This window comes from Nitrospira sp., assembly GCA_024998565.1.
Classification (GTDB): Bacteria; Nitrospirota; Nitrospiria; order Nitrospirales; family Nitrospiraceae; genus Nitrospira_A.
Genome location: JACOEM010000001.1, coordinates 582022 through 598329, shown reverse-complemented (window position 1 = coordinate 598329; position 16308 = coordinate 582022). Strand labels below are relative to the sequence as shown.

Annotated in this window: 13 protein-coding genes and 1 tRNA gene; 2 read left to right on the top strand and 12 right to left on the bottom strand. The window is 60.3% G+C overall.

Annotated elements, in window-relative coordinates; translation table 11 throughout:
- Positions 1-363: 363 nt before the first annotated feature.
- Positions 364-5262, bottom strand: coding sequence for a hypothetical protein (locus H8K11_03040; protein MCS6262707.1), 4899 nt, complete (start codon positions 5260-5262; stop codon positions 364-366).
- Between the two features lie 401 nt (positions 5263-5663).
- Here H8K11_03040 and H8K11_03035 point away from each other — a divergent pair, with 401 nt between their 5' ends.
- Positions 5664-6500, top strand: coding sequence for an HAD-IIB family hydrolase (locus tag H8K11_03035; protein ID MCS6262706.1), 837 nt, complete (start codon positions 5664-5666; stop codon positions 6498-6500).
- 55 nt (positions 6501-6555) lie between these two features.
- Here H8K11_03035 and H8K11_03030 read toward each other — a convergent pair whose 3' ends face one another.
- From H8K11_03030 to pyrF, 8 genes are all read right to left on the bottom strand, one after another.
- Positions 6556-6783, bottom strand: coding sequence for a hypothetical protein (locus H8K11_03030; protein MCS6262705.1), 228 nt, complete (start codon positions 6781-6783; stop codon positions 6556-6558).
- A 47-nt stretch (positions 6784-6830) separates the two neighbouring features.
- A complete protein-coding gene (locus H8K11_03025; GenBank protein ID MCS6262704.1) occupies positions 6831-7538 on the bottom strand; it encodes a hypothetical protein in 708 nt (235 codons plus the stop codon).
- Positions 7539-7595: 57 nt separating this feature from the next.
- Positions 7596-8897, bottom strand: coding sequence for a glycosyltransferase (locus tag H8K11_03020; GenBank protein MCS6262703.1), 1302 nt, complete (start codon positions 8895-8897; stop codon positions 7596-7598).
- 299 nt (positions 8898-9196) lie between these two features.
- Positions 9197-9562 (bottom strand): hypothetical protein, encoded by a 366-nt coding sequence (locus tag H8K11_03015; protein ID MCS6262702.1) that lies wholly within the window; start codon positions 9560-9562, stop codon positions 9197-9199.
- Positions 9563-9789: 227 nt separating this feature from the next.
- The gene (locus tag H8K11_03010) at positions 9790-10134 is read right to left on the bottom strand and encodes a PilZ domain-containing protein (protein MCS6262701.1); all 345 of its coding nucleotides are present in this window, start codon (positions 10132-10134) and stop codon (positions 9790-9792) included.
- 161 nt (positions 10135-10295) lie between these two features.
- Positions 10296-10670: a PilZ domain-containing protein gene (locus tag H8K11_03005; GenBank protein ID MCS6262700.1), complete on the bottom strand. Its 375-nt coding sequence runs from the start codon at positions 10668-10670 to the stop codon at positions 10296-10298.
- A 37-nt stretch (positions 10671-10707) separates the two neighbouring features.
- Positions 10708-10784, bottom strand: a tRNA-His gene (locus tag H8K11_03000).
- A 168-nt stretch (positions 10785-10952) separates the two neighbouring features.
- Complete coding sequence (gene pyrF / locus H8K11_02995) at positions 10953-11672, bottom strand: orotidine-5'-phosphate decarboxylase (protein MCS6262699.1); 720 nt, start codon at positions 11670-11672, stop codon at positions 10953-10955.
- A gap of 115 nt (positions 11673-11787) precedes the next feature.
- Here pyrF and rpsT point away from each other — a divergent pair, with 115 nt between their 5' ends.
- The gene (gene rpsT / locus H8K11_02990) at positions 11788-12063 is read left to right on the top strand and encodes a 30S ribosomal protein S20 (protein MCS6262698.1); all 276 of its coding nucleotides are present in this window, start codon (positions 11788-11790) and stop codon (positions 12061-12063) included.
- On the opposite strand, the gene holA is transcribed toward rpsT, so the two are convergent.
- From holA to H8K11_02975, 3 genes are all read right to left on the bottom strand, one after another.
- Complete coding sequence (holA, locus tag H8K11_02985; GenBank protein MCS6262697.1) at positions 12047-13156, bottom strand: DNA polymerase III subunit delta; 1110 nt, start codon at positions 13154-13156, stop codon at positions 12047-12049. The two genes, rpsT and holA, sit on opposite strands and share 17 nt — an antisense overlap.
- Positions 13157-13176: 20 nt before the next feature.
- Complete coding sequence (locus tag H8K11_02980; protein MCS6262696.1) at positions 13177-13803, bottom strand: hypothetical protein; 627 nt, start codon at positions 13801-13803, stop codon at positions 13177-13179.
- 67 nt (positions 13804-13870) lie between these two features.
- Positions 13871-16306 (bottom strand): leucine--tRNA ligase, encoded by a 2436-nt coding sequence (locus H8K11_02975; protein MCS6262695.1) that lies wholly within the window; start codon positions 16304-16306, stop codon positions 13871-13873.
- Positions 16307-16308: the final 2 nt, after the last annotated feature.

Sequence of the window (16308 nt, the reverse complement as noted above, 5' to 3'; positions counted from 1 at the left end):
CCACCCGACAACCTGCCGGACCACCATCTCCAATACCTGCCGACACGAGGATCGCCTCCTGCGAGCAAGTCCCATAGTGAGCACTTCTCCGAACGCAGATACTGGTGGCCCGGCTGAAGCTGAGATCGGGTAGATTCTCGACTCGAACGACCGTGAAATCAAGGAAAGGCAGGCAATGCACCATGGCATCGCCGACCATCCGCTCGTCCATCCCCTCTTCCCGTCTCTGGATAGTCACACCCTCTCCCCTAGACCGCGTGCTAGGAGAGGACAACGCATTAGGATGCTTCCGGTTGACCGGGCTGAAAAGGAAGGTGGGAGGGAGGGTCGGCAGCAGACCAGAATGTGGTTGAGGAGATCGGGTTACTTGGATTTATCCGCGTCTGCAGGCCGCTTTCCACCGGCCCATGCGACCGAGGGAATCGGCGCCACCAGGTCGAACCGGTCCTGTGCTTCATTGTCCTTCAAGTCCTGGCCGACACTATAGAGAACACCCTTCTTCATGTTCACCAGCATGGGGAACCCGGTGAAGGGGTCGTACACGCCTTGCCCCGCCTTGGCAATTCTGGTGAGCAGGTCTTGCTCCGGTGGCGTCCGGCGCAACCAGGCCTGCAGGGAAGCCAGCCGTAAGCGCGCATCCGTTTCCAGCACTCGACCTGCATAGGTCTCCCATGTCGGAAGGGTATCCACCCCGACGAGGCTTTCAATGGGATTCATCACCATGTCCCCGATCCCATACGGAGGCGCGTGCACAAACTGAGACTGTTTCGGCAAATCAATGTACCGCCCCTCTGCCGCAGCCTTGCCCGCGGCCTCATAATATTGCGCATAGGCATTGAACCGGCGCTGCTTCGGGAGCGGTAACGCCGCCGCGATGGAGCCATAGAACGGCCGAGCATCGGACCGGTCCTCGTTCATCGCCTGGTTCAGCGTCTTGGTGGCCAGCACGAACTGACTCTGCATCGGCCATCGGACCGACTGCTCTGCCTGCTCAAGCGGCCGGGCGAGTTTAGCCAATCGGCTGACGAATCGGTCGTCAAGCTCAGGCCGGAGCAAGAGTCCGCTCATGACCCTGACGTCATCATTCATCGCGGCACTGGCCAGCATTTTCACCGGCAATGTTCTGGCCTGCCCCAAGACCGTACGCCAGGCCGTCAAATCCGTCTCAAGCCGTGCAACCCCGGCCTCAACATCCTGCGCAAACCCCTCGGCAATATAGAGTTGATGAGCATAGAGAATGAGGCCGCAGTTCGGGGTCATTGATTGTCCATATCCCCAATCTTCAAAGGGCTTTGTCAGCCACTGCCGGTATCGTCCCAGACTGACCTCGGCCCGGGATGCCCATCCCTTCACATCCGTCGCCTCCGCGCGCATCTGCGCCGCCGGATCGGCAGTCTTCATCCACTTACCCACCGACTCCGCAGAAGCCCCCTGATCCGCGCCGGACAATGCTCCCTCACCGGTCAAGCAGGTGTGGGCATAGGCATGATCGGCCCCTTCCACACGCCGGTCTATCCCGGCCTGTACTGGATCCTGGGACGCCGCAACGCCGAATCCAAGGAGCAGGACGTATCCGTTCTTGCTGGAATCCTGCAATGTATGTTGCGGCACCGACGTCATCGTGCGATAGGCCGCACTGGGCTGCTCCTCCAGAACGAGCCACGTCAGAGCGACCGCCCCGACCACTCCGCCGATCAGTACAAGCGTGAGTCCGACCAGCGCAAGAGCCATGACGACTAAGGACTGGGTCGTCGAGACTCCGGCTCCAACCAGTGAGGCCACCAGCTCGCCCATTCGAGTCCACGTGCCGGCTCCGGCAGGCTGACTCGGCTTGGGTCGAGCGACGGGCTCGTACACGTGCATAGGCGCCACAGCTTCCTGTTCGTCGGGCAGGCGCTCCACCGTAACGACGGCGGGCTCCTGTTGCTCGACAGACACAGCAGGAACAGGAGTCGGTGCTTCATCGGGAACGGTCGCAGGGGGATTAGCCTCAGCAACTTTATTCGGCACAGGCTCTGCAGGCTTCTTGAGCCAGCGCGTCAGCATGTTTCCGGTTGAGGCGCTCGGAATCGGCTTAGACAAGGAGTCATCCCACAGAATCCGCAGCCCCTCACCTGTGTCGGTCGGAGAATCGGCCTGAGCCGTTGGAGTCGGCGCCTGCTCATCCGAAGAAGCCACAGACTCCGCAGGAGCCTCCACAAGTTCTGGTGATGGAGCGACGACCGACTCTTGCGTTAGTTCGACCGGAGGCAAAACAGCTTCTTCCGCTTCTCCAACAATCGGCTGAGGAACAGGTGTCAGTGAGACTGTCTCAGGAGCCGACGCGACCGAGGTACGCGATGCCTCCACCGGGGGCTCAGTGGGTACGCTTATGGAAACCGTGTCAACGTCACGAACCTCCAACGCCAATTGAGAAGATGGCTCCTGCTCGGTCACCACCATCTCCGGCTCTGATTGAGGTGTCACCTCCGGAACAACCGCCGGCAAGGGAGCATCGGGTGCAACCGGCTCCACTCCCGCAACCGGCTGCCCGTCGACTAGCGACGACGCGGCAGCAGGAACGAGGTCCTCGGCAACCGCCTCCGGCGCTGGCTCGACCATGACATGCTGTAAGCCAAGACTCTCCGCGGGCCGCTCCACCGGCAGGACTGGTTCCGAAGGCAGTTCCGCACTCGCCTCGCCGACCGGTGCCTGAGGCTCTTCGACGATGACCAACTCCGGTTCCGTCGGCGGGACGTCAGTGCTCACGGCAATAGCAAACTCCGTCACCGGTTCGACCGGAACAGGTGACGGTTCCTCCGGCACCGTGGCGATAACCGACTCACTGTCGGCCAGGCGCAACGGAGGCTCCTCCGCTCGATCGATCGTGGATTCGGCCGGTTGCTCAGCTTCAGGCACGGCGTCCGGAATCGGTCCCTCGACCGCCTTGGAAGTCTCGACTGGAATACAAATAGATTCCTCAGGCACCGCAATCGGAGCATCCGGGGAGAGAATCCGCAACTCCGAAATCTCTGTGGCGGCAGGCTCCACAGGACGATCAGCAACGGCTTCAACCGAACAAGCCTCTCCGACAAACGGTGCCTCAGTCGCGTCGGACACGACAGGCAAGGCCACCGTGGCGTCCTGCACTACCACGGCATCCTCGGCAGAGGCCGAACCAAACTCCGGCTCAGGCTCCTGGCGCGGAATCGTGACATCGTCCGCTTCAATCTGTTCCCATGGCATGGGTGCCGATAGGGATGGAGTTGCCGCGGGCTGATCAGCCGAGATGTCCGGTACCGTCGCCTCGAACAAGGGGGACTCTTCCTCTGCGGGAGCCGGTGGAGCCGTGAGCGCGCCGTCCGTCCGCTCCTGTGCCGCCGCACCGGAAGCAGGCTGTTGCTCACCAGCCGAAGGCGTCTGAGCGGGCGCAGGAGACGCTTGCATGGCCGCCACGGCCGCAAGAATTTCCTCCCATGAGAGTCCCGATGAGGTGAGTTCCGAAGGACGCGACGAGGGAACCGGCTCCGCGGCCCGACTGCCCTCGCCCGCCTGGTTGGTAACAGGTGACTCGATCGTGTGCTCAACCTCATCTGTTCCAGGCTCCACCAGGGGCTTAGTACGCGCCTCCACAGCACCCGTTGCTTCTTCGATCTGATCCCAGGGCATCGGCGCAGGACTTGTCGGCGCTTGGGCAATTGGGTGGATACTGGCCTGGGTGAGCACTTCGATCGTCGGCGTGATGGGCTCAGACTCTGGTGTACAGAGGTCCATCTCTTCGGACGGCATCGAAGCGGCAGCAGCCGGCGGTCCAGGTTCGACAGGTTGGACTGGAGCCACCCCGTCCAACGGCAGCGTTGACACTTCGCTCTGCGTGGGCGGCAATGACTCGGGGTCAACCATGAACGGTTCCGGACTCGGCGGCGGCGAGGGGATTACGACCGCAACCTCTTCGATCTGGTCCCAAGGCATCGGCGCGGGGCTCGCCGGTGCGGTGGCAATCGGGTGCGCACTGGACTGCGTGAGAACCTCGATCGTGGGGACTGCCGACTCGACCACTGATGGTGTGGGGGTCGTCTCTCCCGAAGGGCTAGGAGCAATGTCCGTCGGCGACGCCGCCGTTCCTTCAGGCTGCGGAGGAATGATCTCAGCGGCCTCTTCTACCTGATCCCAGGGCACCGGCGCAGAAGATGCCAACGGTGTGGGGATCGAGTCCGGACCGGTTTTCGCCGAGGCGTCAATCGTGGGAAGGGACACCTCAGCAACCGGTGCAGACACTATTTCGGCCGGCTCTGTCGAAGCAGGCGCGACATCTCTGACAGGAAGATCACTTTCAGCGGCAACCTGCACCGGCTCCACCGCCGGGATGACGGCTGAAACGGAGGACTCAGATTGAAGTGGAACCTCCGACTCCTGTGGCCCATCGACCGGCGGCGTGACCGACAGTGACTCCTCTGGCCTACCCTGCGGCAGACCTTCCATCACCGCCTCCAGGGTCGAAGAGGAGGTGGCTGCAGCGATCCCCTCAGGGGACTGCTCGACCGCCGAGCTCTGGATCTCCTGTTGACATGGGACATCACTGGAGGCCGTCTCCACCTGCTCCCAAGGCATGACCACCGCAGAGTCTGTATCAGGGGGAGTCTCGGTGAGTGCCGAAGCTTGAGTGGTCTCGTTGAGCGTCTCGACCGTGGACGGCTGAGAAGCCTGCAGGACCTGCCCCGTAACCGTGTCGAACATGGCCGCGAAACGAAAGGCCACCGGACTTCCCGGGGCCAGGGAACGAATACGGGCAAAGAGATCGCTGGCCCGGTTCGGATGGTCGGTGTCCGGATCCTCCAGCAACACCTCCACCGCCTTGCCGTACTCAGCCACCGCCGCCATCACGTCGCCCTTTTCCTCATAGACACGGCCGAGCATCTCCAGGAACGGAACATAGCGGGGTCCCGCCGTCAGATATTCCCGCAGGAGCGACTCCGCCAACCAGTAGTCCTGCCGCTCCATCGCTTCCCGAGCCAGCGATTCGAACGCCGTCCTGGCGCTCATGAGACTGCCCAGCCGCAGATGGAGGGTGGCGAAGAGGCGCCGGGCTTCCGCATTGAGCGGGTCAAGCGCAAGCAGGTCTTTTAACGCGGAGGACGCCCGGCCGTACTTGCCGGCGTTCATTTGTGTAATGGCATCTTCGAGCAGCGCCGACTTCTTGTTGAAGCCGATGCTCCCCTTTTTCTGGACCTTCGGAAGGACTTTTTTGTCTGACTTCAGAGGAGATTTCTTATCAGATCGCACTGTATAAACCTATAAAGTTACAGACATTTCTCACGTCGCATGACTTCACAACTAAAATGTCGGCTGTGACCATCCCAACCGGGCAGTCCACCGCCTTGAACAACTGCACCATTCGGGGGGAAAGCAAGGGAAGTGCCTTGGCCACTACATGGTCCTCTTCTGAGCCATGATGCGGTGATACCCATGGAATGCGTGCCGTTCTCCCGGATAAGGTCACCCAGATCTCCGACACGGCTATGTGTCTATCCTTCTCGGCATTCCTGGACACGATCTTGATTAGGGATTCTCCTGTGCCGGTTCTGACACAGGGCCTGGAATTCGCCACCGTCGGCAGGTGTGGGGACCGCTCGAGAATGATCTTTGATCCGTCACCGGGGGTTCGTATACTGTGATCAACGAGTATGCCATCGACCAAGACCCACATCCTCATCCTTACAGACCTCGATGGAACCCTCCTCGACGCCACCACATATTCCTATGAGGCAGCCAGGGAGGCCCTCTCGGCTATTCGGGCCCTGGATGCGTCCCTGATTCTGGTTTCGAGCAAGACCAGATCGGAAATGGAGCCACTGCGACTTCGCCTGGACAATCACCATCCCTTTATCGTCGAAAACGGCGGGGCCTTATTCATCCCCAAAGGCTATTTCCCATTTCCTTTGGGACAGGCCGCACCCCGCGGGGACTACGATGTGGTCGAAATCGGCACCCCCTATGTCCGGCTCAGGACGGCGCTGAAAGAAATCGGTCGGGATCTGGGCTGTCACTTGCGAGGGTTCGGGGATCTCACTCTCAAAGAGGTGTCAGCCCTCACGGGGCTGTCTCCTGCGGAGACCCTACTGGCCACCCAACGGGAATACGATGAGCCGGTTGTGGTGGAGTCGAATGGGATGGTCTGGAGCCGCTTGTCGGCAGCGGCGGCAACCCGCGGCTTGCGCTGGACCCGAGGGGGGCGGTTCCATCATTTGATGGGAGAGAACGATAAAGGGGTTGCGAGCCGGCGACTCATTGCCTGGTACGAGCGGCGCACACAGCAGGAGGGACGCGCCCTGATCACCGTGGGCATTGGAGATAGTCTGAACGACCTTCCCATGCTGGAAGCAGTGACCTACCCCATTCTCGTCCGGAAGCCGGACGGTTCCTACGATCCGGACGTGCAGTGTCCCCAGCTCACCCGCGCTGAAGGGGTGGGGCCTGTGGGATGGAACCGAAGCCTCATGGATCTGTTGCCGACTCTTTGACGATCAGCGGATCGGCACTCACGAACCACCCGGCACCAACGCTGCAATGGTCGATTCATGGTGACTCCTTCGCAGAGACAGGAGGACGACGCCGACACTGGAGACCTGCCAGAAGTCCACCGGCAAACCCTAGTCCGACCGCAAACGCCACAAGGCCCACAAGCGAGCGGTTGAACACGAACGGGCTCTGACGCCGGTGGGGGTAACGGGGCACGGCCGCTTCGCCGCCCAGCCAGCGACGCGCCTTGGCCTCAGCATCAACGTCTGAAATTTTATCGGTCACGCCAGATCCTTCTCATCGATGTGTTATTGGTCGAAACAGCGGTTGCCTTAGAGATGGCGCAAATCATCGGGCGCCCCATCCCGCGTGCGAATCGAAAGCCCGCGCTCAAGATAGTCTTTCGCCAGATCCTTGGCGCCTAGCCCGAATGCGATCGCCCCGGCCATGACGAGCCCACCGAGTGTAATGCCGAATCCCACCACCACGATATTCTGGGCGATCCCGAGTTGCTCGAGCGCCATGGCGACCGCCAACAGTTGAATCCCCCATCGCGAGCAGGTCGCTACCAGTCGCGCCGGAGGCAGGCCCGCATTGACCGCGGCAATCAGAACCGCCTGGGACACAAAATTGGATAATAACCAACCGGCGACGAGAATGAGACCTGCCGTCACGAGATGCGGCACATACGCCAGGAACGACTTGGCAAAATCGTTGATCGGCTGGAGATTGAGCGCGCCCAGGGCGGCGACGGTGGCGAAAATCATGACCAGCCAATAGGCCGCCTGCCCTACCAGCCGGGACGGGTCCGTCTTCACTCCGCCGCGCAACAATGCGCCCGTCACTCCCAGTCGATCGAACAATCGATCCAGACCAACCACCCGCAGCAACCGCTCCAGCGCCTGACTGGCGGTCCACGCGACCACCAGGCCCGCAAAGAAAATGATCGACATCGCCAAGAGGCTCGGCAGCACCGCAAGGACCTGCCGCGCCATCAACTCCAGGGGATCGAGTAGCCCCTTCTCAAAAAATTCTTTCATACTTCCCTCCTCCGGCCTCTACTGCAGCCTGCCTTCAGATGGATCGAGTCGCGCGCATTATCCTGCATGTGGCTCATTCCAGCGCGCCACCAGATAAGACTTATCCTTTTCAAACGCTTGGCACAAGGCTTCGATGCGGCCTTCGGCCTCGCTCGATGTGAGCCCCTGGGTATCCAACACAAACGAAGCGGTTCGCCCCAGGTACAAGGGAGTGAAGGCCTTCAAGACGTGGTCGCGCGGCAACACACGATTGCGATAGGCCACGGCGGCGTCATACACGACCCGCGCCCACAGATTGTCGGCAATCCGAAAGTCTTGCGCTGAACAGGTTCCCAACGGCCGCAGACTCTGCCTGGTACCGGGGGCGAGAATCTGATCCCAAATCGTCCCCAGATCGCTCAGGCCCTGCCGGAAGGTGCTGATCATCCGATCGACGTTGACGTTGACCGGCTCAACCCCGACCTCGTATTGAAACCCGAACAGCGGTACCGCATTGGAGCCATCCGTCTTGCCCCACACCGCATAGTGATCTTCCATCAACGCGAACACGGCGCCGAGCACCTGCACCAGCATCGCCGACAGGTCCGCCGCCGGATCTTTGGGGTTATGGATCTTCGCACCCAGAAAACTTTGACAGACGCGCGCTCCGCTGGCGATCGCTTCCGTCGTCATCCAGATGTCGATGCCGAACTTGGCCACTTCCGATTCCCACACATGCTTGTCGAGATAGTGCTGGGCCAACTGGCCGGAAAAACCGAAATCGCCGCCGATGGGCTGTCTGATACGATGCCCATAGAGGGTTCGTGTCAGCGGATACACAATGCTGTTGGTGATGGTCCCGTCATACTTGTGCCGCAGATAATAGGGCGCGACGTAGTCGAACCCCTGCTCGAATACCGGACTCACCAGCAACTCAATCCATTCCGGGGTGATGCTCCGCAGATCCGAGTCCACGACGGCACAGGCCTTGGCTTTCAAGCGACGCGCAATTTCAAAAATCGTGCGAAAGGCGCTCCCTTTACCCGGAATGCCGTGATACGGCGTGATGATCTTGTGGAGCGAGCTCTGCTGATCGCCGATGAAGAGGGTCTTGAGATCGACGACGGCCTGCGAGACCACTTGCTGCGTCCCGTCGGTCGAGCCGCCGTCCGAATTCACCAGGACGGCGCGGGCTTCAGGAAAGTACTTGGCCAGGCCGGCGCTCACCGCCTTGACGACATGCCCGATGGTTTCGACATTGTTGAAGCTGGGAATACCGACCAAAATATCCGTATGGGCGAATTGATCGACCTGCGCCTCCGTTTCAGGCGTCAGCGGGGTGGTATGGGTCGCATCGGGAAGTTGGGGGCCAGGCGTCATACGTCAAATCTCGCACGCCTCCGCCCTGGCAAACCATCTATGACATGACCGAACCGGACCGGCGAAAGGCTGGTGTGTGTGACAATGTCTCTTTGCTAAGAGACACCATCTTGCCCGATGATGTCAAGCAATCCTACCGCCACGCCGCTCGAACGCCTTCCGCATCTCGCTGACACATCCCAACAACACAGCGGCTCGATAGGCAGCAGACCTCGATGACGCAAGGCGTATGTACGCAGAACTACAGGCCGGCAGGTGAGGAAGAAGAACGAGGCCAAGCGGAAGATAATTCGAGGTGGCTATCCAGCGTCGGAAATCACGATCTGTTCTTTCCGATCCGTACTGAACGGAAGAGACGTGTCGTGGGCACTGACGAAGTCGTTTAAACGAAGTTGGTCATCGGCATCCATAAGAATGGGATCGACCCCCAGCTTCGACTCGCTGGCCCAACGGATCGTCGCCAGCCTCACCGAGAGGGGCCTGGGCTGCCCCGGAATATGCAAATGCAATTGGAGTAAGTCTCCCGCTTGTAAACCTTTGAGGCCGGTCCGTGACCATCCCGGAATCGAGAGATCGAGCATCCGGCCGTTCCACACTAACAAACCGTCTTCGGAACGGGATCCGGTACACTCGACGATAAAACGCGGGCGATTCTGTTGTTCCATCCATTCCTCCAAGCAAACGCCTCGGCAGAATATGAAAAACAACGAATAGCCTGATAGTCCCCGAAAGGTGGGGCGCTCCGAACAAGGCTCCTTATCCTGTTCAGGGAAATTCGTGGTATCGCCGGCGAAACGGAAGGAAGAGGGCAAGGAAACGAGAGCGGCTTGCCGCAAACCGGACTCAGAGTAGGGCGGAGAGCCGAACGACTAACCGATGAAGGATCAAAGGATCAGGCAACTCGCGAAGATCCCGACTCCTTGAGCACTGACTCCACAAATTTGTGAATGCGTGCTTGGGCGGTGGCGCTCATCCGGACGGTTTCAAGCCCAAAAACACGGTCTTGCACCCACTGCACCGTCACCCCATCCACATCAATCGCTTTCGGCTGGTCCGGCAAGAAGACGCGCAACGTGAGTTTCATACCGACCGTGACCGGCTTATCCCCGTCGATCCGCCAACCCTTGACCGAAAGATCGCAGACCTTGCCGGTTCCAACCAGGCCCTCCCCAAGATAATAGAGAAAGCAGCTGACGGGCACACGGGAATGGGATCGAGATGTCTGTGACTTAGCCATGATTTCCGGCAAGGGAGAGGGCTCTACGCCGCCTCAGTTTCGCTAGGACCCAGTCTACTCAACTCGCTGGGGATGGCCAAGCATATTCAGTTTCTCGTCAGGGCAGGCAGTCCCGTTTCGGGATTCACCGATCGGGAAGAAAAAATGGAGAAGGGCAGCGGTCAGACTAAAGCTGTGACGAACTGTTCAAGGCGAGCATGCTCATCGGCCTTGATCTCATTCACCTCAATTCCGAATTCCTGCCCACGCGACCACCGCACGACCGCGCGGTCTATAAACACGGTCGGATGCTGGTCGGGAAGAAACACGCAGAGAGTCACGACCGTACCGGGCTCGACCGGATGCGTCCCGTCGATACGCCACCCATTGAGGGAGAGGTTCCAGGCGACGCCGGATCCCTGGAGCGCATCGCTGGAGTAATACACCGAACACTGAACGGGGAAACGACGAAACGACCGCAAGTGAAAAGTAGTGGCGACCGTAGCCGGCGAGGAGCGCGGGGCCAATGGAGCGACCTGTTTGTTGCCACCGGTCATTTGGCTACCCGCTCAAGTGATCCGTATCCGCAGCCATTGGGGTGAGTGACGGGTTTCGAACCCGCGACCTCCGGATCCACAATCCGGCGCTCTAACCAGCTGAGCTACACCCACCACACAAGGTCAACGAGGAACGCGCATCTTAACAAACCCAGAAGAACAGTCGCAACCGCCCCGAGACCTCACCCTGACTCAGCGTTTGCTGCGTAGAATGGCCGGGCGAAGTCGCGACGCATTCCGTATTCCCGATCATATGCACGGAATCGACTTGGGACCTGACCGTCAATGTCCCCGGCGATCGAAGGCTGCTTGCATTTCCTCCAGGATGGCCGCCGTGGCGGCAGGAGGATCCTGGGCATCGCGAATCGGGCGACCGATCACCAAATAGTCGGCGCCGGCGGCAATGGTCTGGGTCGGCGTCGTCACTCGCGCATGATCATCCGTGCCTTTTCCCGCCGGCCTGACCCCGGGGGTCACGATAACCAGATTCGGTCCCACCTTGGCACGAATCGCCTGCGGCTCCTCTCCCGACGCCACCACGCCGTCGCAGCCCACTTCGGCCGCGAGCATGGCCCGCGCCGTCACCAAATCCTGAACACTTCGCTGAATGCCCATCTCCCGCAAATCTTCCCCGTCGAAATTGGTCAGCACCGTCACCGCCAGCAGTTTGAGATCGGACGATCCCCGTCCCTGCACCGCCGCCATCAACGCTTTTCGATTCGCATGGACGGTCAGAAAGGTGGCACCCATCGCGGCGACCCGGGCCGTCGCACGCCGGACGGTTTCTTCAATATCGAGGAACTTGAGATCAAGGAACACCCGCTTCCCGCGGTCCACCAGCTTCCGGACGATGTCCGGCCCCGCCACCGTGTACAACTCCAGGCCGACTTTCACAAATCGCACCTGGTCTCCCAAGCGAGCCACCAGCGCATCCGCTTCCGCCGCGGAAGGGACATCCAGCGCGACAATCAACCGATCTCGTGCATCAATCCGTGTCATCATGTGTACGCCGTTGCCCTCGAGGTTGCCTCGTGGCCCGGCTGACTCCTTTCAGTATCCTTGACCTCTCTTCTCATCCTATGTTACAAGCTCAAGCTTTGAACGTAGGAGAATCCGTATGCCTGTTGTCCACAAATCCACGATTCGCCGTGCCCGTCAATCTGAGAAGCGCCGTTTGCGTAACCGCGCCACTATCAGCTCGGTCCGTAGTATCCTCCGCAAGGTTCAGGATGCGATCGCGGCCAAGAAACCGGATGAAGCCAAGGCCACCCTGCGGGAAGCCACGTCAGCTCTTGGCAAAGCGGTCACTAAAGGGGTCTTGAAGCCGAATACGGCCTCGCGCCGCGTGTCCCGGCTGACTGTGCGTGTGAACGCGCTCACCGCTTCCGCGTAACGGTTCTGACATTCGACACCGGTCTCGAACCCGTCGGGCGCGGGACCGGTGGTGCTGGTTGCACCCGCGCTCCGGATGATGCTGATTTCGACGGCTGGCCACAGAGTCGGAACAAGAGGTCTTCCATCACGCGAACAGGGGCACTTCCACTCCCGCCTTTGAGCTTCGAGTCAGTTTCCAGAAACCAGTGAAACGTCTGCGTCAATTGCGCGTCTGCGAATTGCGCTAGAAACCCGCGTACCCGGGATGGATCCATCCGTAACGTCCTGGCCGCCTCCCCTTCCCGACCGCCGGATTTGAGCTGCTCCTTCATTTTCCACAACCGTCGGTATTGCCAGATCAAGGCACCGAGAATCCGGAGCGGAGCCTCTCCATTCTCAAGATTTCGCGCAAGGATCCGTAATGCCCGCCCATGATCGTGCGCCCCGATGGCGTTCATGAGATCGAAGACGGATGCACCGGACTCCGTCCCTCTCAACGCCTCGACATCCGCCGATTGCACGGTACGGTCAGGCGGCACATAGGCGGCGAGCTTCTCTAGCTCCCGCTTCACCGCATAGAGGGACTCACTCCCCGCTTCCTTGAGCAGCTGCGTCGCCTCTTCGTGGATGCGCACACCCAGCGCCGCCGCTTCCTGGCGAATCCACGCCGACAGCTGCGCCTCGCGCAGAGGGGCACAATTGACCGTCACCGCGCCTTTCGTCAAGGCTTGGGTCCATTTCATCCGTCCATCCAGCTTGACGGCCACCACGATCAACGTCGTGGTGTCATTCGGAGCGGAGAAATAGGAGAGGAGTTTTTCCCCTTCTCGGGCCGGGAGTTTTTCCACCGACTTATAGACCACCACGCGGCGTTCGGCGAATACGGGAATCTCCGACGCGCAGGCCAGCACATCCTCAACCGAGCAGTCGTCTCCGTGGAAAATATCGTAATTGAATCCGGTATCCGCCGCCGGTCCCAAGGCTGCGGCCCGCAATGCGGCCACAGACTGGTCCCGGAGATAGTCTTCTTCGCCGACCACGGCATACAGCGGCATCACCCCGCTACGCGCGAAGGATTGAGGCAGTTCCAGACTCATCACTGAAGCGCTCATCCGCAGAAACTTTCCATTGGTTATCGAGGCACACCGGGCTGTACCCCACCGTACGGAACAGCCTCGACTTTCACCGGTCGCTTCAACGCCTTGTCCAACTCGCCCGTATCCAGAAAGAGCAGGAATCGGGAGGCCAGATCTTCCGCGACGAACCGGCCGGCTTGCTCCAACGCCCGATTTTGCAGCACCCGATTGAATTGCAGATCCTGGGTCAGAAAAAACTCAGAGGTTCCCTTCGCGACCTGGTACCAGACGACCTTTTTCGTTTTGGCCTCTTCGATCCTCACGCTCACGAGCATTTCCACCCGGCTCTCAAATGTTGTGGTCTGGTCGAAACTCAAGGTCGGCAACGTGATCTGCATGATCTGTCCGGACAGATAGAGATCGGCCCCGGCCGAAGGGCCCACGATTTCCGCCCCAGCCCCAGCCGAGAACTCCCGACGCAGGTAATTGGCGAGCTTGACCTCGAAATTCGCCTCGTAGGTACTGTTGGCAATAGGAAGGATGGCCAGGCGTGGCGCCTGCGGCCGCTTCGTCGCCGTCTCCGGCGCGCCGCCGACCGTGGGACCGGCGCCCTGCACACGAAACTGATAGCCACAGCCGGGGAGCGAGACACTCAGCGCAAAGAACATAATCAGCCACACCACGCGACCAGGAACCTCCGGGCCGACACGTGCTGCGTTGTTCCTGTGACGTTCACCCTGGCCCACGGCATCACACCACGAAGTTGATCAGTTTCTTTTCGACGTAAATGACCTTCTTCGGCTCTTTCCCCTGCAGCCATTCAGCCACTTCTTTTTTCGCTAGAGGTTCCACCTGCCCGCGTGAAGCCCCGGCATCGACCTCGAGTTTTCCCCGGAGCTTTCCGTTCACCTGAATCGGGATCGTCAGCCGGTCGCTGACCACCAACGCGGGATCGAACTGCGGCCATGGCTGCTGACCGGCGCTCGGTTGCTGACCGAGACGTTCCCACAACTCCTCGCTCAGATGCGGCGCAAACGGCAAGAGCAACAACACAAACGGTTCCAGCAGGCGGCGCGGCCGCTGCTCCAGTTTCGTCATCTCGTTCGTGAATACCATCATCTGCGAGATCGCCGTATTGAAGCGTAAGGCGTCGATATCGTCGGTGACTTTCTTGATGGTGTAATGGAGCAGCCGCAGCTGTTCAGGCGTCGGCTCGGTATCCGTGACCGCGGGACTCAATGCGCCCTCGTCGCCGATCATCAGCCGCCAGACCCGATCGAGAAAGCGCGTGATCCCCTCCACACCGCGGGTACTCCAGGGCTTCATCGATTCGAGCGGACCCATGAACATTTCATAGAGCCGCACCGCGTCGGCCCCGAACTGGTCGATCATCTCGTCCGGGTTCACCACATTGCCGCGCGACTTGGACATCTTCTGATTGTCTTCGCCCAACACAATGCCCTGGTGCACGAGCTTCTTGAACGGTTCCGGCGTGCTGACCACCCCGGCGTCGAACAAGACCTTGTGCCAGAACCGGCTATACAACAGATGCAGCACCGCATGTTCGCTGCCCCCGATGTAGAGGTCCACCGGCATCCAATAGCGCTCCTTCGCCGGATCGACCATCTGCATGGCATTCTTCGGATCGATGAACCGCAAGTAATACCAGCAGGACCCGGCCCACTGCGGCATGGTATTCGTCTCCCGTCGCGCCGGTTTGCCGGTGACAGGATCCGTCGTCTCCAGCCAGTCGTGGAGATTCGCCAAGGGGCTTTCGCCGCTGCCGGACGGTTTGAAATTCTTGGTTTCAGGCAAGGGGAGCGGCAATTGCTCCTCAGGCAAGGGACGTGGCTCGCCGTCGACCCACACAATCGGAAAGGGCTCGCCCCAATACCGCTGCCGGGCGAAGAGCCAGTCACGGAGCTTGTAATTGATCGTCTTCTTGCCCCTGCCCTTGGTTTCGAGCCAGGCAGTCATTGTTGGAATCGCCTCGCTGGGCAATAATCCATCGAGAGAGCAGGATCCATCCGGCGTGGTCGAGTTGATGACACGTCCCCGGTCCGTGTCGGTGAAGGCCGCCTTGTCGACCTGCCCACCGTGAATGACTTCCCGAATCGGCAGATGGTATTGCGTGGCAAAAGCCCAGTCGCGTTCGTCATGCGCCGGCACCGCCATAATCGCGCCGGTGCCGTAACTCATCAGCACATAGTCGGCAATCCAGATCGGCAGCCGCTCCTGGTTCACGGGATTGACGGCATACCCGCCGGTGAACACACCGGTCTTGGCCTTATCCAGCTCCTGACGCTGCAGATCGCTCTTGCGGGACGCCGCCTCGCAGTAGGCCGTCACCTGCTCACGCTGCTCCGGCGTCGTCACCACGTCGACGAGCGGATGTTCCGGCGCCAAAACCATATAGGTCGCACCGAAGAGCGTGTCGGGGCGGGTCGTAAACACGCGCAGATTGCCCGTCCTGTCGGCCAAGGGAAAATCGACTTCCGCGCCGATCGACCGGCCGATCCAATTCTTCTGCATCTCGAGCGTGCTGGTCGGCCATTCGACCAGGGTCAGGTCCTCCAGCAATCGCTCCGCATAGGCGGTGATCTTCAAGACCCACTGCCGCATCGGCTTGCGAATGACGTCGAACCCGCCGACCTCGCTTTTGCCGTCCACGATTTCTTCATTGGCCAGCACAGTTCCCAAGGCAGGACACCAGTTCACCGGCACCTCGGCCACGTAGGCAAGACCCCGTTCGAACAGCTTCAAAAAGATCCACTGGGTCCAACGATAGTAGTCCTGGTCGGTCGTGCTGAGCTCGCGTTCCCAATCGTAGGAAAGCCCGACTCGCTTCATTTGCCGTTTAAAGGTCGCAATGTTCTGCGCCGTGGTGATGGCAGGATGCACACCGGTTTTCACGGCATACTGTTCCGCGGGCAATCCGAACGCATCCCACCCCATGGGGTGCAACACGTTGAAGCCGCGCATCCGCTTATAGCGGGATACGATATCCGTGGCGGTATACCCTTCCAAGTGCCCGACGTGCAGACCCGACCCCGACGGGTAAGGAAACATGTCGAGGCAATAGAATTTGGGCTTCGACTGATCGTCCAGCGCCCGAAACGGGCGATGCGTCTCCCAATAGGTCTGCCACTTCGATTCGAGGGCCTGATGATCGTATGTCTTGCTCATTG

Bases quoted from the DNA above. Each gene is read 5' to 3' on its own strand.
- H8K11_03035 (MCS6262706.1), top strand. From the start codon at position 5,664: ATGCCATCGACCAAGACCCACATCCTCATCCTTACAGACCTCGATGGA.
- H8K11_03025 (MCS6262704.1), bottom strand. From the start codon at position 7,538: ATGAAAGAATTTTTTGAGAAGGGGCTACTCGATCCCCTGGAGTTGATG.
- H8K11_03020 (MCS6262703.1), bottom strand. From the start codon at position 8,897: ATGACGCCTGGCCCCCAACTTCCCGATGCGACCCATACCACCCCGCTG.
- H8K11_03015 (MCS6262702.1), bottom strand. From the start codon at position 9,562: ATGGAACAACAGAATCGCCCGCGTTTTATCGTCGAGTGTACCGGATCC.
- H8K11_03010 (MCS6262701.1), bottom strand. From the start codon at position 10,134: ATGGCTAAGTCACAGACATCTCGATCCCATTCCCGTGTGCCCGTCAGC.
- H8K11_03005 (MCS6262700.1), bottom strand. From the start codon at position 10,670: ATGACCGGTGGCAACAAACAGGTCGCTCCATTGGCCCCGCGCTCCTCG.
- pyrF (MCS6262699.1), bottom strand. From the start codon at position 11,672: ATGATGACACGGATTGATGCACGAGATCGGTTGATTGTCGCGCTGGAT.
- rpsT (MCS6262698.1), top strand. From the start codon at position 11,788: ATGCCTGTTGTCCACAAATCCACGATTCGCCGTGCCCGTCAATCTGAG.
- holA (MCS6262697.1), bottom strand. From the start codon at position 13,156: ATGAGCGCTTCAGTGATGAGTCTGGAACTGCCTCAATCCTTCGCGCGT.
- H8K11_02975 (MCS6262695.1), bottom strand. From the start codon at position 16,306: ATGAGCAAGACATACGATCATCAGGCCCTCGAATCGAAGTGGCAGACC.